Here is a 16,271-nt window from a genome sequence, read left to right on the forward strand (position 1 = left end):
TCCGTAAATTGGACAAAAGCGACGTGACACTTCACCAATGTGCGGTAACAATGTGGCCGAAAATACGTGTGATTTGCCTCAAGCGTCGCGAAAACCGGACCTTCATATGTCATAGTACATAAACGGCCAGCTGACTTGTGCTACATTTGGGTATCACCACTCATGAATTGGAGGGTGAATTGGCCGGAGAGGGATGTCAGAGCCTGCGCGCGCGGTTGCGGCAGGACACCCAAGACAGTCATAAAATTCTGGATGCGCAGATCACGCAGTTGTGCCAGGAGGGCGCTGCGGGGTATCGGCGTTTTATCGTGACGCAATGGCAATTGTTTTCAGCGCTCAGTCAGGTGAGCGGGGCGAAAACCCAACCGGTGAGCATGGAACTGGCTGCGCGGGCGTTGGCGGACCTGCGGGTGATGAAAATCAACGCTGATGAACGACCTTTGCCCTTCGCGCCGCATCCTTTGGCTGTTGACTACTTGGTTGCGGGATCTCGCCTCGGCAATCAGATTCTACGGCGCATGTGGCGCGACGCTGGTGTCACAAGCCAATCGACAGCGGATGCCTATTTGTCGGCACCCGATTATCTTGAACATTGGCGCGGGTTTCTGGCAGCGGCGGAAACCATGCCGCCTGAACCCGAAGTGGTGCTGAATATTGTTGAGAACGCTATACAACTTTTTAATTTTTGTGCAGATTTGCTGAATGCCCAATCGACCGAGGAGGGCTTGGAATGTCGGATCATAACACCTCAGGACCTGAGCCCGAGTACGACCTGACCACATGTGATCAGGAGCCGATCCATATTATCGGCACGGTGCAGGATTTCGGCTGCCTGTTGGCGGTGTCCACCGATTGGATTGTGACGCATTTTTCCGCCAACTGCCCAGAGATCCTGGGCTGTGATGGCGATATGCTGGGCCGACCGATCAGCGAATTTCTGACACCGCAGGCCCTGCACGATTTGCGCACGCGCATGCAGATGTTGCAGATCGACGACAAACCGGTGCGGGTATTTGCTTATGACCTCAAAGGTGATGGGCAGCTGTTTGATATCTCTGTGCACACCTCTGAACGGCGGTTCGTTTTTGAATTCGAACCTCGGGGCACGTCGCCGCAGGATGTTTACGATCCGGCCTTGGTGCAGGCCTTGATTGCGCGGGTGCAGCGGCACGACACACTGGACGCTTTGGCGCATGAGGCCGCGCGCGGCTTGCGCAACCTCAGTGGGTTTGACCGGGTGATGGTGTATAAATTCGAAGAGGACGGCAGCGGCCATGTGATTGCCGAAGCCCGCAAGCCGGATGTGGAACCGTTTTTGGGGCTGCGCTATCCGGCCAGTGATATTCCCAAACAAGCGCGCGAACTTTATAAACGCAGCCTTCTGCGGATCATACCAGATGTCGATGCCCCAGTGCATCCGGTCCGGCCCGAACGTGACCCGATGGGCGCGCCTTTGGATATGTCCTTGGCGGTGACGCGGGCCGTGTCACCGATTCATTTGGAATATTTGGGGAACATGGGCGTGGCGGCGTCCATGTCAGTGTCTATTCTGCGCAATGGGGAGCTATGGGGGCTGTTGGCCTGCCACCATTATGCGCCGCATTACATCAGCTACGAAAAACGCACTTCGGTGGAATTGTTTGCGCAACTCTTCAACTACGAACTTGCGCAGCTGGAAATGCAGGATGAATTGGGCGATGTCGAACGCGCCCGCGGCATGCATGATCGTCTATTGCCGCAATTCTCCAGCGGGCGCGGGCTGGTCGACGTCTTCAAGGATCTCTGCCGTGAGATGAGTGGCGCCGTGGCGTTTGATGGGGCGGTGATCTACTCTGACGGTGACTATCGCCACACCGGAACGGTGCCGACTCTGGCCGAGATGGACGCGCTTGCGCGGTTTCTCAATGCCTGCCCTCCAGGGCAAATCTATACGACCGATCAGCTCGGGGCGTTCTATGACGGCGCAGGTGCCATTGCCGACCGTGTTGCCGGGCTACTGGCGATCCCAATCTCACGCAAGCCCCGCGATTATCTTGTGCTGTTCCGGCGCGAGGTGGTGAAATCGGTTGTCTGGGCCGGCAATCCAACAAAACCCGTTGAGACCAATGAAAATGGTCGCCGCCTGACGCCGCGCAAAAGCTTTCAGGCCTGGAAAGAAATGGCGCGTGGTCAAAGCCAGCCGTGGCATCCGCGCGAACTGCGCATTGCTGAGGCCCTGCGCACCACGTTGATCGAAGCGGTGCTGAAACAAGCGGACGAGACAAACGCTGAACGCAAGCGCGCGCAGGACCAGCAGGAACTGCTGATTGCGGAATTAAACCACCGGGTGCGCAACATTCTGAACCTCATCCGCGGGCTTGTCTCGCAAGGGCGTGAGACCGAAGGCAGCGTCGAAAAATTCGGTGCGGTGCTTGATGAACGCATTCACGCCTTGGCGCGGGCGCATGATCAGCTGAACCAATCGGAATGGGATTGGAGCCCGTTGGCTGGGCTGATTGCTGCCGAAACGGATGCTTTTCTTGCTGGGAAGGCAAGCCGCGTGCGCGTGACCGGCAGCGCCGTGGAATTGTCGCCCGATGCCTTCACCTGCCTTGCGCTTGTCGTGCATGAATTGGTGACGAACTCGGCCAAATATGGCGCGCTGAGTGACTCCTCCGGTCAGGTGAATATCTCAATTGACATGTTGCCGAATGGCGCAGTGTCATTGACGTGGCGCGAGCGTGATGGCCCAGCAGTTGCCCCTCCTAAGCGCAAGGGGTTTGGCACGACCATCATTGAAAAATCCATTCCCTTTGAACTCGGCGGTACGGCTGAGGTGCGATATGAAACCACTGGACTTGAAGCAGACTTCACGATCCCCAAGGCGCAAGCGCGGCCGGCGGAAGGGGAAGTCACAGTGCCCAGAGATTCCGCGCAAGAGGTAGACCATATGCCGGTGAAGTTTCACGGAAACGCCCTGGTGATCGAAGACAATATGATCATTGCCCTGGATGTCGTGGATATGTTGACCCATCTAGGGGCGCGCAGCGTTGAAACCGCGAGCCGCGTTTCAACCGCGCGGGATATTCTAGCAAACGGACAAGTGGATTTTGTGCTGGCGGACCTCAACCTTGGCAGTGAAACCTCGCTGCCTGTTGTTGAAGAGTGCGTTGCCTCGGGTGTCCCTGTGGTGCTGGCCACGGGTTATGCGGATACCGATGAAATCACCGCTTCGGTACGCGCAAGCTATAAAGACCTGAAAATTCTGAAAAAGCCCTACACAATTGAGCAACTGTCCTCAGTGCTGTCGCAGGTCTTGGGGACGGACAACACCACCTGACCTATCGCCGGATGCTGAAAATGCGACGGGCCCGCCAGTGATTGGCGCGCCCGTTTCTCGTTCACAGATATTGGGTCAGGCGAGTTTGGTGAAATCAATGACCCTCGAAATCCCGACATCAGGTTCATGCACATCGTCGCGCATCGCCGCGTTGATCATCTTCAGTCCGACCAGAACGGGATTGCCGTCCGAGGCCCAGATCGCGGCCTTGCGCGGCGTAAACTGCAAGAGCGTCACTTTGGGATCATCGCGCCCTTGTTCAAACCAGGCCGCAAGCGGGACGCTCCACAACTCATCCAGCTTCTCTTCGCTTTTGTGCAGCACAAGCGGGCCACGGATGGAAGCGTGGTAATCGCCCTTTTGCGACTGATAGCAATAGGTCGCATCCGCCCCGGCCTTCAGCGCTTCCACAAGCTCGGTGTCTTGCGAGGTAATGAACCAAATCACCTCCCCCTCTGGGTCGATGAAATGGGTCATCGGCTGCGGCAGCATGCTGTCGTCATCAACCGACAGCATGCCGGTGCGCGTATCTTCAAGCCGCTTCCAAAGCTGCTTGGCCGCGTCGGCGTCTGTTTCCGGTTTGTGGGCCATATCAGACCTTATCCAAGAAACGGTCGATGGTCTGGCGCACCTCATCCTTGGTTTTGCCAAGCTTTTGTTCCAACAGACCTTCCAGCTGTTCGCGTTCGCCTTTGGTCTGCTCCAGCTCATCGTCGGTCAAGTCGCCGTAGGTCTCGCGCAATTGGCCTTTGAGTTCTGTCCATTTGCCGCTGATACGATCGTCGTCCATGTGAAATTCTCCTCTGAATTAGCGTTTTGCTGCAGGTGCAGCCTCTGTGGAGTCAACGCAGCCCCGGCTGCGAAGTTCCGTACTCAGGCGGCGTTTTCCATTTCGCGTGCGATGGCTTTTTCAATTTCATCAAGCGGATGGTTGGTCAGCACTTTGGGCACATCCAGCAGCAGCTTGTCTGTCACCTCCATGTGCATTTCTGCGCGCAGCTCACTCAGCACCGGGCGACTGGCCGCGATGACCAGTTTGTCAAATTTGCCCGCATGGGCCGCCTGGTAGAGATCTTCTGCGACGGTCTTGGCAAAACGCGCTTTCTCTAGCTCATGCCAATCGGTGTCATCGACGGCAGAGCGATGTACGCTCGGCCCATCATTGAACCGGCCAGGCCGGTTGGCGGCCCAGTCCTGCGCTTTCGGATTGTCCTGTTCTTCTTTGCGGCGCACGGTCAGGTGCATGTCCTGCTCGTCGCCTTTGTTTTCCAGAAAGAGCGCTTTTTCGCCATCGGCGATCAGCACCCAAGTGCCGTGGGGGAGGCCATTAACTGCCATGGTTGCCGCCCTCCCGTTCTTTTGATTTGGTCACGCGGGTCGCCCCGGCCGGGCGCTCTTCGGCGCGTTTCAATTCATCTTCTGTGCCAACATCGCGCGCCAAGGTGCCGCCCGTGCGCCCCTGATGGGAGATCTTGCCCTCGGCACCGAGGATTTCTTCGGTTTCTTTGCGTCCATCTTTGGACCTGTGGCGTTCGGCCATGGCTTTTGCTCCTTTCATTGATGTTGCGATTTGCGGGGCTGGGTCAGCTCTGACCTTTGATCAGCTCCGCGTCCAAGGCTGCACCCAGCAAAACGGCATATGCCGAAAGCCACAGCCAAGTGAGTAAGATGATGACACCGCCAAGGGCCCCAAACACCTGATTGTAAGATCCAAAGGATTCCGCGTAGATCGTGAAACCGACGCTCGCCGCAAACCAAAGCAGACATGCCACGATTGCGCCAATCGTCACCCAGCGGTGTGTGCGCTTGTCTCGGTCCGGCCCATAGCGATAAAGAATGGTGACGCCAAAGGCCCCAACCAGCAGCAGAATTGGCCAGCGAATAAGCTCAAGAACAGTTTCCAGCTGTGCATTGCCAAACCAATCGGCGAGTGCAGGCAAAGGCCCCGTCACACTCACGGCAAGCACCAACAGCAGAATGGCAAACAGCGTCAGCCCGACCTTGAGAACGGTCAGCATAATAAAGCCGCGGGATTCCTCGAGATCAAAAATTTCATTGAGGCCAGTCATGGCCTGACCTGTCGCCTTTGAGGCACTGAAAAGCGCCATGCCCAGAGTGATCAGCGCAGCAAAGCCCAGTGTTTTGTTATCTGCGTTCAGCACATCACGCAGTTGATCAAATATGATGGCGCTGGCGTCCTCTGGCAGGACTTGGGCCAGCTCCTGCGAATTCTCGGACAGCACCTGTGGTGAAATGGTCATCCCGGCCAGTGCGGCCCCGGCGGTAATTGCCGGAAAGAGCGACAGCAGCGCATAAAATGCGATCCCAGCGGCCAGTAGACCGGCATTTGCATCGCCCTGACGCGCCCAGACCCGCCGCAACAGATCATATCCTGCTTTGAGCTGGAGTTTGCTGTTGCTTGCTTTGGTCTCTTGTACGGCCATGGCGTGCTCCCATCGTTGTTGGGTTCACGTAATCAACGCGCAGACAGCGGTGTCGGTTCCGGTCTTGCTGGCACCGTCAGACGATGTCTTCGGTCACGCCCGGCAGGGGTTGCTCCAACTCAGCGTTGGCCGTCAGATCATATGGCACCAGATAGCCTGAGCGTTTCTCAGGCAGCATATGGCCGTTTTTGATGATCCGGTCTTTCCACCAATCAAAGGCCGTCTCAGGGTCACGTGCCACATCCGGCAAAGGGTCAAACCACCAATGCTGCGCCAGCTTGCGGCGCGCGGCATCGACCGCTGCAGGATCGGTGGTTGCAATTGCCAGTTCGGTATCCCACCGCATTGAGCGCCCATTCAAATTGGCAGAGCCAATCAGCACATAGTCCCTGTCTTTGACGAGAACTTTGTTGTGCACATGAATGAGCGGAGAGCCGGCCAGCGTAGCCCGTGTTTCCCGCGCGGCCATGACCGGGCGCACTGGCGCGCATAGCAAGAGACGCTCGCCCAGACTATCGCGCAGCCGGTCCAGCGCGGACCGCGCCTGTGCCAGCCCATAGCGTACGTCAAGGCCAGTGTGTTCCTCATAGGCAAGTTCCATCGGCGTGCCCGGCAAAACGATGATGGCGCGCAGATGGGGGTTTGTTTCGGCCGCCTTTGCCAGCGCCTCGGCGATAGGGGCTGAGCGTAGGAACTGGGTTTCAATATGGATCAGATGCCGCGCGTTGCGAAAGGCGTCGATGTGCGCCTGTTCGATTTCTCGCAGCAAAGTGCGCGGGGACAGAAACGGTATCTGCACTTTGCGCGGCGTGGATAGCGTGCGCATAAGATGCCGCGCGGGTGACGGGGCGGCCTTACCTGCGACCACATCTTCGAAACTTTCCAAATGCAGACGGGTTTCGCGCGCCGCAGGTCCGCGCGCGATCACTTGCACGTCAGACCACGACAGATGCGCCGGAAGTTCGTGATCTTTGGTGTCAAAGCGACGTTCATTCAAATCCAAACCGCCTGCATACAGGATTTCGTCGTCGATCACGGCGACCTTCTGGTGGTGTGAAACCGTGTGCAATTCCGGCAGGCCGCTGGTCTGCGCCTCTCCATCGTCCTGATATTTGCGGCGATACCGCAGCGCAGCGGGTGCAAAGAAGAGACGCGGCAACAGACCCGCGCGCGCCGGGTGCAAATGGCTGCGTACGCGCAATTGGTTATCGTCAGCTCCGGTCGCCTTGGCCAGATCGCGCCCCTGCTGAACCGTCTGCGCCGCGGTACGGTGCAGATCTGACGCCATGTCCGGATCAAAATCGCTCACGACCAGATCAAACCGCACCCCTTTGCCGACCACATAGGCCAGCAGATCAAACCAGGTCTCGCCAATTTTCTGCGCTTCGGGGCTGCGCAATTTGGTGCGCATGTCAAAGATCCGAAATCCCGCAATAATATGCGCGCGCGCGCCCAATACCGCCCGCTCAAATGCAGGAAAGGCCTCTTCAGCCGTAACCAAAACGGTAAAATCGGACTGCATGAGTCCCCCTTCGTCGGCTATCCTTGGCGCGGAAACGCCACTGTATAAGAATAACCCGAAGCTCCGCTGTTTGTTTCAACTTTTCCATCGAGTTGACGTGCAAACGCCCGGATCAGCTGTTGTGTGATCGGGTCTGGGTCGGCGGGCGGCGTTGCGCCGGGCGCTGTCACGCTGAGCAAAACAGTGCTGTCACTCTCTTCGCGCAACGAGACTGACACGCCGCGATCCCCGGCGCTCTGCCCGTCCGGGCCAAAGACTTCGGTCATCAGTTCCTGGGTCAAGAGTGACAGCGGTATCGCCTGATCTGGATAAAGTGGCGTGTTGTCCAGATCCGTCGAAATTTCCGCCAAGTCGGTGGCTCCAAAGGAATCACGCAGATCGGCGATGACCGCTTCGACCAGCGCTGCGGCATCCACAGTGGCGGTATTGGGCGTATTGAACAGCGACCGATGCAAAACCGCCAGCCCCCGAATACGTCGGTTGAGACCCGTCAGAAAATCGCGCACCTCGTCGGAACGGGTTTTACGCGCCTGCAAATTCACCAACGACGCGATATGCTGCAGGTTGTTTTTGACGCGGTGGTGCACTTCGCGCAGCAGGACTTCTTTGTCCTGCAGGTCGCTTTCACGCTGCGCTTCTGCATCACTCAGCAAGAGCGCCATCCGATTGAATGCACGTTCTGCTTCTTCGAGTTCAATGGGGGGGTTGCTCATAGCAAGTTGCGCGCCACCGCGTTCACCCAATGCGAAACGCCGCATCGCGGACCGAAGCTCTGTGATATGGCGGGTGACAATGCGTTGCATCCCGAACATGGCAACACCCACGCCCGCAACCCACATGAGCAGTGGGAAGGATATCGCTGTCAGGACCTGCAATCGCTGCTTTTCGGCGGGCATCGTGTCGCTGGGCCAGCTGCCCACCAAAAATAGGGCCTCATCGATCATCGGCACAACAGCATAAAAACGGTCTTCGCCTGTGCGACTGGTCGCGCGAAAGCTTTGGCCCATGCGAATGGGCAGATATGTGACAGGCTGATCCATCGGCAGGAAACTCTGCGCATTCTCACGGCCTGTGCTGGCGGCGATAATGTCGCCTTCCAGGTTGATGGAGGCCAAGGTCAGCCCCGCTTCGGTCTCTGGCACCTGCAGTGCGCCATTCGCTTCAGAGTGCGGGATCGACAGTGTCAAAAACCCTTCAATCTCGTCATCGGATGAGATTGGCTGGGTGACAAGCGTGATGAATTGCCCCGGAATGTTGATGGCCGGAAGCAGGCTGACAAAAGGTTCACTGCGCCCGAGCACATCCTCAAAAATGGGAGAGAGGGAAAAATCAGCCTCTTGTCGGGTTGAGCGGCAGGCGGTTTCTCCATCGGTATCCGTAACCCGCGCCCCGATGACCAGAGGATGTTCGTCCACCAGTGCATCCAAAACATTGCGGCAGCGCTCTGTTGCGGTTTCGGGCAAGATCGACGCCAGCCCTTCGGCCACGCCGAGCGTGTTTTTGATCAACTCGCGTTCTTCCGCGGCGGAGGCCACTGTGCGGGCAAGCAGCGCGGAACTGGACAGCGCATGCGCGTCGTTCAAAACAACGCGGGTTTGATAGACTGCAATAAACGCCAAAGGCAGCATCGCCAGGGTCATCAGCCCTGCGAGTCTGAAAAAAATGGTTTTGTAGAAACGTTTGAACGTCATGGCGAAAGTGCGTTGTTTCCTGATTTTTAACTGGTCCGGAAACTTATGGACAGTTGGTGGCCTCAATCTCATGGCGCACTGTAGCGAATGTGCACGCCTATTTACGGAGGGTAACGCGCCATGCAAACACTTTGTTCCAAAATTTATTGATGCCCGAAATAGGAATTGCGACGACGCAGGTCGCGCCGCCGCCAGCGCATTACTCTCCGATGTCTTTCATCAGAGCATCCAGGTGCGGTGTATCAAACGGGCGGCTCAGCATGGGCAGGGATTGCAGCTCAGGTTCAGTTGTGTCGCCATTAATCAAAACAATGCGCCAGCCTTTGTTGATCGCGCTCATCAACCAATCACGCGCGCCGGCCGCCTCCAATGGAAATGCGAAAAACACCAAACGCGGCTTGTCGGTCGCAGTGCTGAGGCGCGCTGCGAGGCCGTCTAAACGCGTCTCGCTGATGACAATGGGAAAGCCGCGCCGCAACAAATAGTCGCTGACATCAGCCAGCTCCAGCGCATTGGGTGAGAGGACAACGACAGGCGCATTCACGCCAACTTCATGGGTATTCATAGGTCTTCCTGTTATTGAGCCGCTGTCATCTCACCCATGCGGCGGCCCGGCATTAATCTATGACATACCGCGTTGAATTATTTGACGAACCATCGTCATGGCCTATGTTTTGGCTGGATGGGCGTAACCGTGGTATCGCACCCGTTTAAGCTGCATATTTTCGCGTAATCAGGGCGCGCATCGCCGCGCTTTCGAAAGGGAGACCATGCCGTGCGCACCAGCAAACCTCAGCCCGACAATGAAAAACCATATGTCGTGGTTCATACCGTGCATTTTTTGCGCAGGTATGTGTCTCTGATCCTGCTCGTTTGGATTGTGGCTTGGGCTGGCGTTGTGCAGGCCCAGACCACAAGCGATCCGGTTCAGACTGAGGCCCCGATCGAGGTCGGTGACGCCACCGTTGGCGACGCCGAAATTTTGCAGCGCATCGATAACCTATTGGCGGAGATCGAGGGCTACGGTCAGATCGGCGTGACCGTCTCCGAAGGGGTGGTGCGCCTGCAAGGGGACGTGATTGACAATACCGCGCAAGACCGCCTGACCCAGATCGTCAACCGCGTGTCCGGGGTGGTGGCCATTGAAAACGAAACCCGTATTGCTGGCACGCTTGAGGAACGGTTGGCCCCGGCCATGGAGCGCATATCTGACCGCGTGCAGAATATTCTGGCCAATGGGCCTATTTTCCTGGTGGCGCTGGTGGCGTTTCTGGTGACCGCGCTTGGCGGCTGGCTTTTGACCACGCGCATCGGGATCTGGACGTGGATCGCGCCCAACGCCTTCATCGCCGATGTGTACCGCGCGGTTGCGCGTATCTTGTTCATCTTGGTCGGCGTGGTCTTGGCGCTTGATATCCTGAATGCCACGGCGCTGATCGGCGCGGTACTGGGCGCAGCTGGCGTGGTTGGCCTGGCGCTTGGCTTTGCCGTGCGCGACACGGTTGAAAATTTCATCGCTTCGATTTTGCTGAGTCTGCGCCAGCCCTTTCGCCCCAATGACTATGTGAATATTCAGGGCGAGGAAGGCACCGTGGCGCGCCTGACATCGCGGGCGACGATTCTGATTTCGCCAGAGGGCAATCATATACGCATTCCCAATGCCACGGTCTTCAAAGGGCGGATCGTGAATTTCACCCGCGATCCGCGGCGGCGGTTTGATTTTGACCTTGGTGTGGACGCGGATGCGGATCTGGCCGGTGCGCTGGCGACAGCGGTGACGGCACTTCAAGCGCAGGAGTTTGTTCTGGATGATCCCGAAGTGGGGGCATGGATCACTGAGGTGGGCGATTCAAATGTGGTGCTGACCTTCACAGGTTGGGTGGATCAAAGCGTTGTGCATTTCGCCAAGGCACGCGGCGAGGCGATCCGGGCTGCCAAAACGGCACTGGAATCAGCGGGCTTTGGTCTGCCCGAACCAATCTATCGCGTGCGTCTGGACGGCGGGCCTGCGCTTGCAAATGCGGGTGAGCATACAGCGCCAGCGACTGGGCCTGCACCCGCCGCAAAGCCGCAAGCGGCCTTGCCCGAGGCTGCAGACCCGCAGTCGACCGATGACGAAACCACCCGCGCCGCAGAGCGTGAGCGCCGCGATGCGGATGGCGGTGAAAACCTTCTTGATGAAAGCCAAAAGGCCGAGTGATCACATCACGCGCCGCGCGGCCTCTCGTGGATCTGTGACCGCGGCGTCTGGCATGGGCTCCATCAATACCCCAAGCCACAGCAGCAAAGGCAGCGCGACAAACGCCCCGAGCGGACCCCAAAGCCACAGGCCAAACACGATTGCCAGAAAGATCAGCAGCGGGTTCATCGCCATATGCCGGCCGACAAACAGCGGTGTGACCACATTGGCCTCTGTGAGGTTGATCAGCAAAAATGTGATCGGCGGCAGCACGGCGTAAACCCCGCTGAATTGCAGCATGCCTGCCAGGGCAAGCCCGACCGCGATCAACAGCGGGCCGAGGTAGAGCACATAGTTCATCAGCCCGGCTGCCAATCCCCAGAGGATGGCATATTCAACTCCCAGTGCCATCATGGCCAGGGCCGTTACGGTGCCCAGACAGGCGTTTACCAATGTGATCGCCGCGAAATAACGCGATACAATTTTGTCAGCACGTTTCAGGCGGTGCTCATATGCGCCAGCTTGCTGATAAAGTTGATTGCGGGTCAGCGTAAAGAAAAACAATGTCCCGATGAAGGTAAACACCTGCGATACAAAACTGGGTGCAAGCCACAGCGCATCGCTGACCGTGGGCAAAGCTGTTTCTTTGCCAGCGTCCTCGCCAGCGCCGTTGCCGCCGACGGTTTCTTCCAGTTCCTGACTGATCGCCTCGATGCCGCGCAACAGCGATGCCGCGCGATCAATAAGGGACTGCATCACCGCTTTAATGCGTGGCAGCTCCGAAATCAGCACGTTCACCAGCGGCTCTATCAACAGCATGATGGTCGCAATGATGAGGGTCGAGAATATCAACAGAAATAGGGCCACCGCCAAGCGCGGTATGCCCAGTCGCTCAAGCCGGTCAGCGAGCGGCGATACAACCACGCCAAGCACCAGTCCGAAGCACATAGGCGCAAGGATTTGCTGAGCGAGGTTCAATGCGGTTGTGATGGCGATGATCGTTAAGATCAGCACCATCACACGAACGCCGCTGGTGCGCAGCGCCGTTGCGAAAAAGCCGGGCATTACCTTAGTTCAGTGCCGTGCGATTTGGATCACGCGCAGTGGACTTTTTTAGGCTGGCGCTTGCCGCTTCGTGCAAGCGGTCCATCTCTTCGTGCAATGCGGCCTCGGCTTTAGCGGCGAGCGCATCGCGGTGCGTGCCCAAAAGTTCGTCTTCGCGACGGGTCGATGGGATCATCGCGCCTATCAGCGCGCCGAGACCCAGTGCGATGGCACCGGCGGACAGCGGGTTCTGATTGTAGTAGGTCCGGGACTGTGCCGCGGCGTGGGCAGCGTGGGCTTCCACTTGCTCCTGCGCTTTGATTGCAGCTTTGCGCGCTTTCAGCACACGCTTGCGCGCTGACTCTGGCAGGCTCTCAAGCCCGGCATTCAGCGTCTCTCGCATTTTGCTCGTACGGTAGGATTCGGTGCTCATACCGGTCATCTCCTTCTTCATGGCGGCGTCGGCGGCTTCAACACGCTCGTAAAAGCCAATAAAGGCTTGTTCGGGTGGAACCGCCGTTGGCGGCGCGGGTTGGCGTGGCTGGGTCCGGGCGGTGTTATTCGCGAACATCAGCGCCAGCCCGGCCCCCGCCATCACCAGTGCAACGGGGTTGCGTTTGGCGGCCGTCAGCGCCTGTCGGCTGAATTCTCCACTCAGGCCATGGGCCGCAGCGGAGAGTTGTTCACCGAGCGTCTGCGGCGCGACCGTGTCGGAAAGACCCGACAAGGATGCGGTGAGGCGACGACGGTCTTCTTCGACTTGCTTTTGCAGTTTATCAGTATCAGACATCGGCTGCCTCCTTGATGCTATGCGCGTCCTTCTGGACGTTGCGAATGGTGCGTTTGGGCATGAGCGCATCCGCGTCTAGGCGCGATTTACCGATCACAACCAGCACAGCGGCAACGGCCAGCAGAATGCCGCCCACAATCAGCGCGGATAGGCCGGCGCTGATACCAGCAGCAGCGATCCAGGCCACCAAAGCAGCTGCGAGTACGTTGAGCGCCACAAGGGCCAGCAGGCCAGCCACGGCAAACATGGCAATGCCGATGCCCGCGCGGGTGGCGTTTTCTTTCAGCTCGGCTTTGGCCAAGGCAGCTTCGCTGCGCAGCAGCGAGGAGAAGTGGCGCAGGGTGTCCTTAAACAGTTCCGGCACCTGTCGCAGATCAGGATGAGCCATAGGTACCTCCATTATGGTGATGGGTTGCGTAGGGCTGGGTTTCCGGCTCGCTGGCCTTCAGAAACCGTGTGGCGGCAAAACCAGCCAGCGCGGCCGCACCAAGAAACAGGAGCGGATTGCGCCGTGCGAAGCCGCTGACATCCGTGACGGTTTGTTCGATATCCAGGGTGCGCACACGGCGCGCTGCGTCCTCGAGGTGGCCGGCGACCATATGCGCGGCCTGCGCTTGGATCGAGCCTGGATCAAAGGTGTCCGCCGCCGCATGGGCAGCATCTGCCGTGGTCTGGACCTCGGCAGCGGCCTGATGCTGCGCAGCATCGGTTTTTTCACGGACGGTGTCGGAAATGGCGCTCTTGGCTTTGTCGCCAAGATCTTTGGCGTAATTGCGCGCTTGTGATTCCAGATCAGGAGTGTCGGTCATTTCATTTGCCTTTCTGCTATCCGGGTTCAGAAAAGAAACGCACGGCTGGCCAGTACGGTTCCCGATTTCAAAAGAAAACGACCCGGCGCTGGGCCGGGTCATTTGCGTCGTCTCGTCGCCGATTTAGATATTAGCGGCGGAGGATTTCGGCCCTGCGATCAACCAGGCGATGAACCCAATAACTGGCAGGATCAGAATCCCCAGAACCCAGAGGATTTTCGCACCTGTCGAAGAGCCTGAGCCGAGCACCTGAATAATTGCGTAGATATCTGCGACCAAGATCAACAGGCCAATAATTCCAAATTCCATGACATTCTCCCTTCGGTGTGTCGTCTATTAAAGGAACTCTGCGCACAGTCATTCGGTTCCGGTTTTGGTATAAGTTTTTGAAAAATATATATTTTTGAAAAACAAAAAAGCCACGCGCGAGCGTGGCTTTTTTGTTCTCATGGCCGCAGACTTAGAAGCGGCGGCGCATGGCCAGCCCCATCAGCAGACCCACACCCACTGCGCCCGCGATGGCCACACCGGGATTCTTGCGGACAAATTCCTGCCCGTCTTTGCTGAGGCGTTCAAGTTCGCTTGCACCGTATTTCAGACCCGCGTCCAGTTGCTCTTGCGCCTGCTTGACGGTTTCGCTGGCGTGATCTTTTGCGCGTTCGGCCATCTGTACCGCCTGTTCCTTGGTCGCTTCGGCCTTGGTCTTTTTCGGTTGTGATACGTCTGCTGTGCTGGTCATGGTTAAATTCCTTCAGTGTGATTGGGTCGTTGCGTGGCAGCCGCGCAATCAGCGCCGGATCACGCGGAGAACGATCGAAACGACAAACAGCGCGAGAAAGATAACAAAGAGTATTTGTGCGATCCCGGCACTGGCACCTGCAATTCCGCCGAACCCAAAGAGCGCGGCAACAAGCGCGACGATCAGAAATGTAATTGCCCATCCAAGCATGTGATTTCTCCTTCCAGTCATTCGCTATGCGTTGAACATCATCTGCTGAGTCAACGGTTGGCGCCCCGATTGGTTCCTCGATTACAGCGCCTTTTCAGTCAGCTTTAGGGCCAATAAGGCAAAAGAAAACGCGCGGCGGCCGGCGCTGCGCGTTTTCAAAAATTTCGGTATGCCTTGACGTTAGCTGTCGTCGCGGGCGTCTTCTTCCGGGCTCTGAACGTCCACGGTTGGGACCGTCACAGTCACCTCTTTGGTGCCAGTTTCAATGTCGCCGACCTCAGCGTCAAATTTGGGAAGCTGGCCGCCATCAACCGAGACATCAACGTCAGGAAGGCGTGTTTCCTGAGTTTGGTCGACGTCGATCATGTAGATACCGAAAACCAGCACTGCAACGCCGACGATCGCGGCGATAATGATGGATGGTTTCATTGTCTTATCCTTTCAGGTTGCTTCACATACTCAACGTATGCCGATGCCAATTGTTCCGCGTCAGAGGTATGTTTTTTGACATAGATGTGGGGAAAAAAAATTTATAAATACCTGTAAAAAAAGAAAAAACCCCCGCAGATCAATTGCGGGGGTTCAGGCGGTGGGCCAGATCGGGGACGGCCCGGTGACGCAGGACATCTGCAGTCTGATGTAAGACGCGCGCCGCGGCATAAGGTTCCCGAAAAATTGCAGTCGGTCGCAAAAAAAATCAAACGAGGGGGCGTGTCTGAACCTCGCCATCATCGCCAAGCATATGAGTGAGCGCGTCCATATCGTCGACGCTTAGCTCGCCTTTTTGCCAGGTTAAGATCCCATCGCGCCGCAGCTGCGCCAATTGCTTATTGGTGTGCACAAGCGAAAGCCCCAAGGCATCTGCCAAATCTTGCTGCGTGAAGGGCAGCGAAGTCTTATTGTCGACAACTTGACCAATCGCCAGCGCGCGGTTGAAAAATCGCGCCATCGCCCATGCGATTTTTTCATAGGCTGGGCGCTGCCCCACCGTGGCCAAAGCATCGCCCAGAAAATGTTCTTCGACTGCTGCCAAATGCGCGATGTCAAAGCCGCGCGTAGGATGTTTTGAAAAAAGGTCCCAGACATTTGCGCGGTTGAACACGCAAAGGGTCATGGTTGTCACCGCTTCGACGGAATGGCCCATTTCACCCATAACGCCAGCTTGCAGGCCCAGAAAATCCCCGGGCATCACAAACCCAACCACCTGCCGGCTGCCATCCCGGAGCATTTTGTACTTCAGCCCCATACCGGTCAAAACTGTGAATAGCTGTGGTGATTGTTCGCCCTGCGATAAAAGATGGGTGCCGGGCTCCGCCTCCATCTCGCCGGTTTTGAACCGTTGCATGAACGACAGCTCGTCTTGAGAAAATTCAAGAAATAGTGGCAATCCCCTGAGCGGACAGTTCGTACATTTCGTAACCATAAATAGCCTCACCTCTTGAGCGCTTGTCCCGGCTCTGTGTAGCAGACCCTTTGAACGCGATTTTTTTGCCGGCAGCGGTACGACCGCTTAAACGTGGATGC

20 protein-coding genes are annotated in these 16,271 nt (G+C 57.4%); 3 read left to right on the forward strand and 17 right to left on the reverse strand.

The window, feature by feature from the left end; genetic code table 11:
* The first annotated feature begins 215 nt into the window (after positions 1–215).
* Entirely contained in the window at positions 216–776 is a 561-nt protein-coding gene (locus N6L24_RS06065; RefSeq protein ID WP_271843766.1) for a hypothetical protein, read from the forward strand.
* Positions 731–3,319 carry an HWE histidine kinase domain-containing protein gene (locus N6L24_RS06070; protein ID WP_271843767.1) on the forward strand — a complete coding sequence of 863 codons (2,589 nt, stop codon included), beginning with the start codon at positions 731–733 and terminating at the stop codon, positions 3,317–3,319. The genes N6L24_RS06065 and N6L24_RS06070 overlap by 46 nt, the downstream gene beginning before the upstream one ends.
* A gap of 75 nt (positions 3,320–3,394) precedes the next feature.
* On the opposite strand, the gene N6L24_RS06075 is transcribed toward N6L24_RS06070, so the two are convergent.
* The 8 genes from N6L24_RS06075 to N6L24_RS06110 all read right to left on the reverse strand — a co-directional run bounded on the left by N6L24_RS06075 (position 3,395) and on the right by N6L24_RS06110 (position 9,541).
* Positions 3,395–3,910 carry a pyridoxamine 5'-phosphate oxidase family protein gene (locus tag N6L24_RS06075; protein ID WP_271843768.1) on the reverse strand — a complete coding sequence of 172 codons (516 nt, stop codon included), beginning with the start codon at positions 3,908–3,910 and terminating at the stop codon, positions 3,395–3,397.
* A gap of 1 nt (position 3,911) precedes the next feature.
* On the reverse strand, positions 3,912–4,109 hold the full coding sequence (locus tag N6L24_RS06080) for a CsbD family protein (RefSeq protein WP_271843769.1): 198 nt from the start codon (positions 4,107–4,109) through the stop codon (positions 3,912–3,914).
* Between the two features lie 83 nt (positions 4,110–4,192).
* Positions 4,193–4,657, reverse strand: coding sequence for a host attachment family protein (locus N6L24_RS06085; protein WP_271843770.1), 465 nt, complete (start codon positions 4,655–4,657; stop codon positions 4,193–4,195).
* Entirely contained in the window at positions 4,647–4,859 is a 213-nt protein-coding gene (locus N6L24_RS06090) for a hypothetical protein (RefSeq protein WP_271843771.1), read from the reverse strand. The genes N6L24_RS06085 and N6L24_RS06090 overlap by 11 nt, the downstream gene beginning before the upstream one ends.
* A gap of 43 nt (positions 4,860–4,902) precedes the next feature.
* Complete coding sequence (locus N6L24_RS06095) at positions 4,903–5,763, reverse strand: YihY/virulence factor BrkB family protein (RefSeq protein WP_271843772.1); 861 nt, start codon at positions 5,761–5,763, stop codon at positions 4,903–4,905.
* 76 nt (positions 5,764–5,839) lie between these two features.
* Complete coding sequence (locus tag N6L24_RS06100) at positions 5,840–7,285, reverse strand: phospholipase D family protein (protein WP_271843773.1); 1,446 nt, start codon at positions 7,283–7,285, stop codon at positions 5,840–5,842.
* A 17-nt stretch (positions 7,286–7,302) separates the two neighbouring features.
* On the reverse strand, positions 7,303–8,925 hold the full coding sequence (locus N6L24_RS06105; protein ID WP_271843774.1) for a sensor histidine kinase: 1,623 nt from the start codon (positions 8,923–8,925) through the stop codon (positions 7,303–7,305).
* Between the two features lie 250 nt (positions 8,926–9,175).
* Entirely contained in the window at positions 9,176–9,541 is a 366-nt protein-coding gene (locus tag N6L24_RS06110; protein ID WP_271843775.1) for a hypothetical protein, read from the reverse strand.
* Positions 9,542–9,829: 288 nt separating this feature from the next.
* Between N6L24_RS06110 and N6L24_RS06115 the strand changes: the two genes are divergently transcribed.
* Complete coding sequence (locus tag N6L24_RS06115) at positions 9,830–11,176, forward strand: mechanosensitive ion channel domain-containing protein (protein ID WP_271843776.1); 1,347 nt, start codon at positions 9,830–9,832, stop codon at positions 11,174–11,176.
* Here the strand turns inward: N6L24_RS06115 and N6L24_RS06120 are convergent, their stop codons facing one another.
* The 9 genes from N6L24_RS06120 to N6L24_RS06160 form a co-directional block, all read right to left on the reverse strand.
* On the reverse strand, positions 11,177–12,220 hold the full coding sequence (locus tag N6L24_RS06120; protein ID WP_271843777.1) for an AI-2E family transporter: 1,044 nt from the start codon (positions 12,218–12,220) through the stop codon (positions 11,177–11,179).
* 4 nt (positions 12,221–12,224) lie between these two features.
* Positions 12,225–12,989 (reverse strand): hypothetical protein, encoded by a 765-nt coding sequence (locus N6L24_RS06125; protein WP_271843778.1) that lies wholly within the window; start codon positions 12,987–12,989, stop codon positions 12,225–12,227.
* On the reverse strand, positions 12,982–13,377 hold the full coding sequence (locus N6L24_RS06130; protein ID WP_271843779.1) for a phage holin family protein: 396 nt from the start codon (positions 13,375–13,377) through the stop codon (positions 12,982–12,984). Before N6L24_RS06130 ends, N6L24_RS06125 begins: the two co-directional genes overlap by 8 nt.
* Complete coding sequence (locus tag N6L24_RS06135; protein ID WP_271843780.1) at positions 13,364–13,798, reverse strand: hypothetical protein; 435 nt, start codon at positions 13,796–13,798, stop codon at positions 13,364–13,366. The genes N6L24_RS06130 and N6L24_RS06135 overlap by 14 nt, the downstream gene beginning before the upstream one ends.
* 123 nt (positions 13,799–13,921) lie before the next feature.
* Positions 13,922–14,107 carry a PLDc N-terminal domain-containing protein gene (locus N6L24_RS06140; protein ID WP_271843781.1) on the reverse strand — a complete coding sequence of 62 codons (186 nt, stop codon included), beginning with the start codon at positions 14,105–14,107 and terminating at the stop codon, positions 13,922–13,924.
* 151 nt (positions 14,108–14,258) lie between these two features.
* Positions 14,259–14,537, reverse strand: coding sequence for a hypothetical protein (locus tag N6L24_RS06145; protein ID WP_271843782.1), 279 nt, complete (start codon positions 14,535–14,537; stop codon positions 14,259–14,261).
* Between the two features lie 48 nt (positions 14,538–14,585).
* Positions 14,586–14,747 (reverse strand): DUF1328 domain-containing protein, encoded by a 162-nt coding sequence (locus N6L24_RS06150; RefSeq protein WP_271843783.1) that lies wholly within the window; start codon positions 14,745–14,747, stop codon positions 14,586–14,588.
* A gap of 180 nt (positions 14,748–14,927) precedes the next feature.
* Positions 14,928–15,176: a hypothetical protein gene (locus tag N6L24_RS06155; RefSeq protein WP_271843784.1), complete on the reverse strand. Its 249-nt coding sequence runs from the start codon at positions 15,174–15,176 to the stop codon at positions 14,928–14,930.
* Between the two features lie 268 nt (positions 15,177–15,444).
* Complete coding sequence (locus N6L24_RS06160; protein ID WP_271843785.1) at positions 15,445–16,170, reverse strand: Crp/Fnr family transcriptional regulator; 726 nt, start codon at positions 16,168–16,170, stop codon at positions 15,445–15,447.
* Positions 16,171–16,271: the final 101 nt, after the last annotated feature.

Origin of the sequence: Cognatishimia sp. SS12, assembly GCF_028369055.1 — a bacterium.
Taxonomy (GTDB): Bacteria; Pseudomonadota; Alphaproteobacteria; order Rhodobacterales; family Rhodobacteraceae; genus Cognatishimia.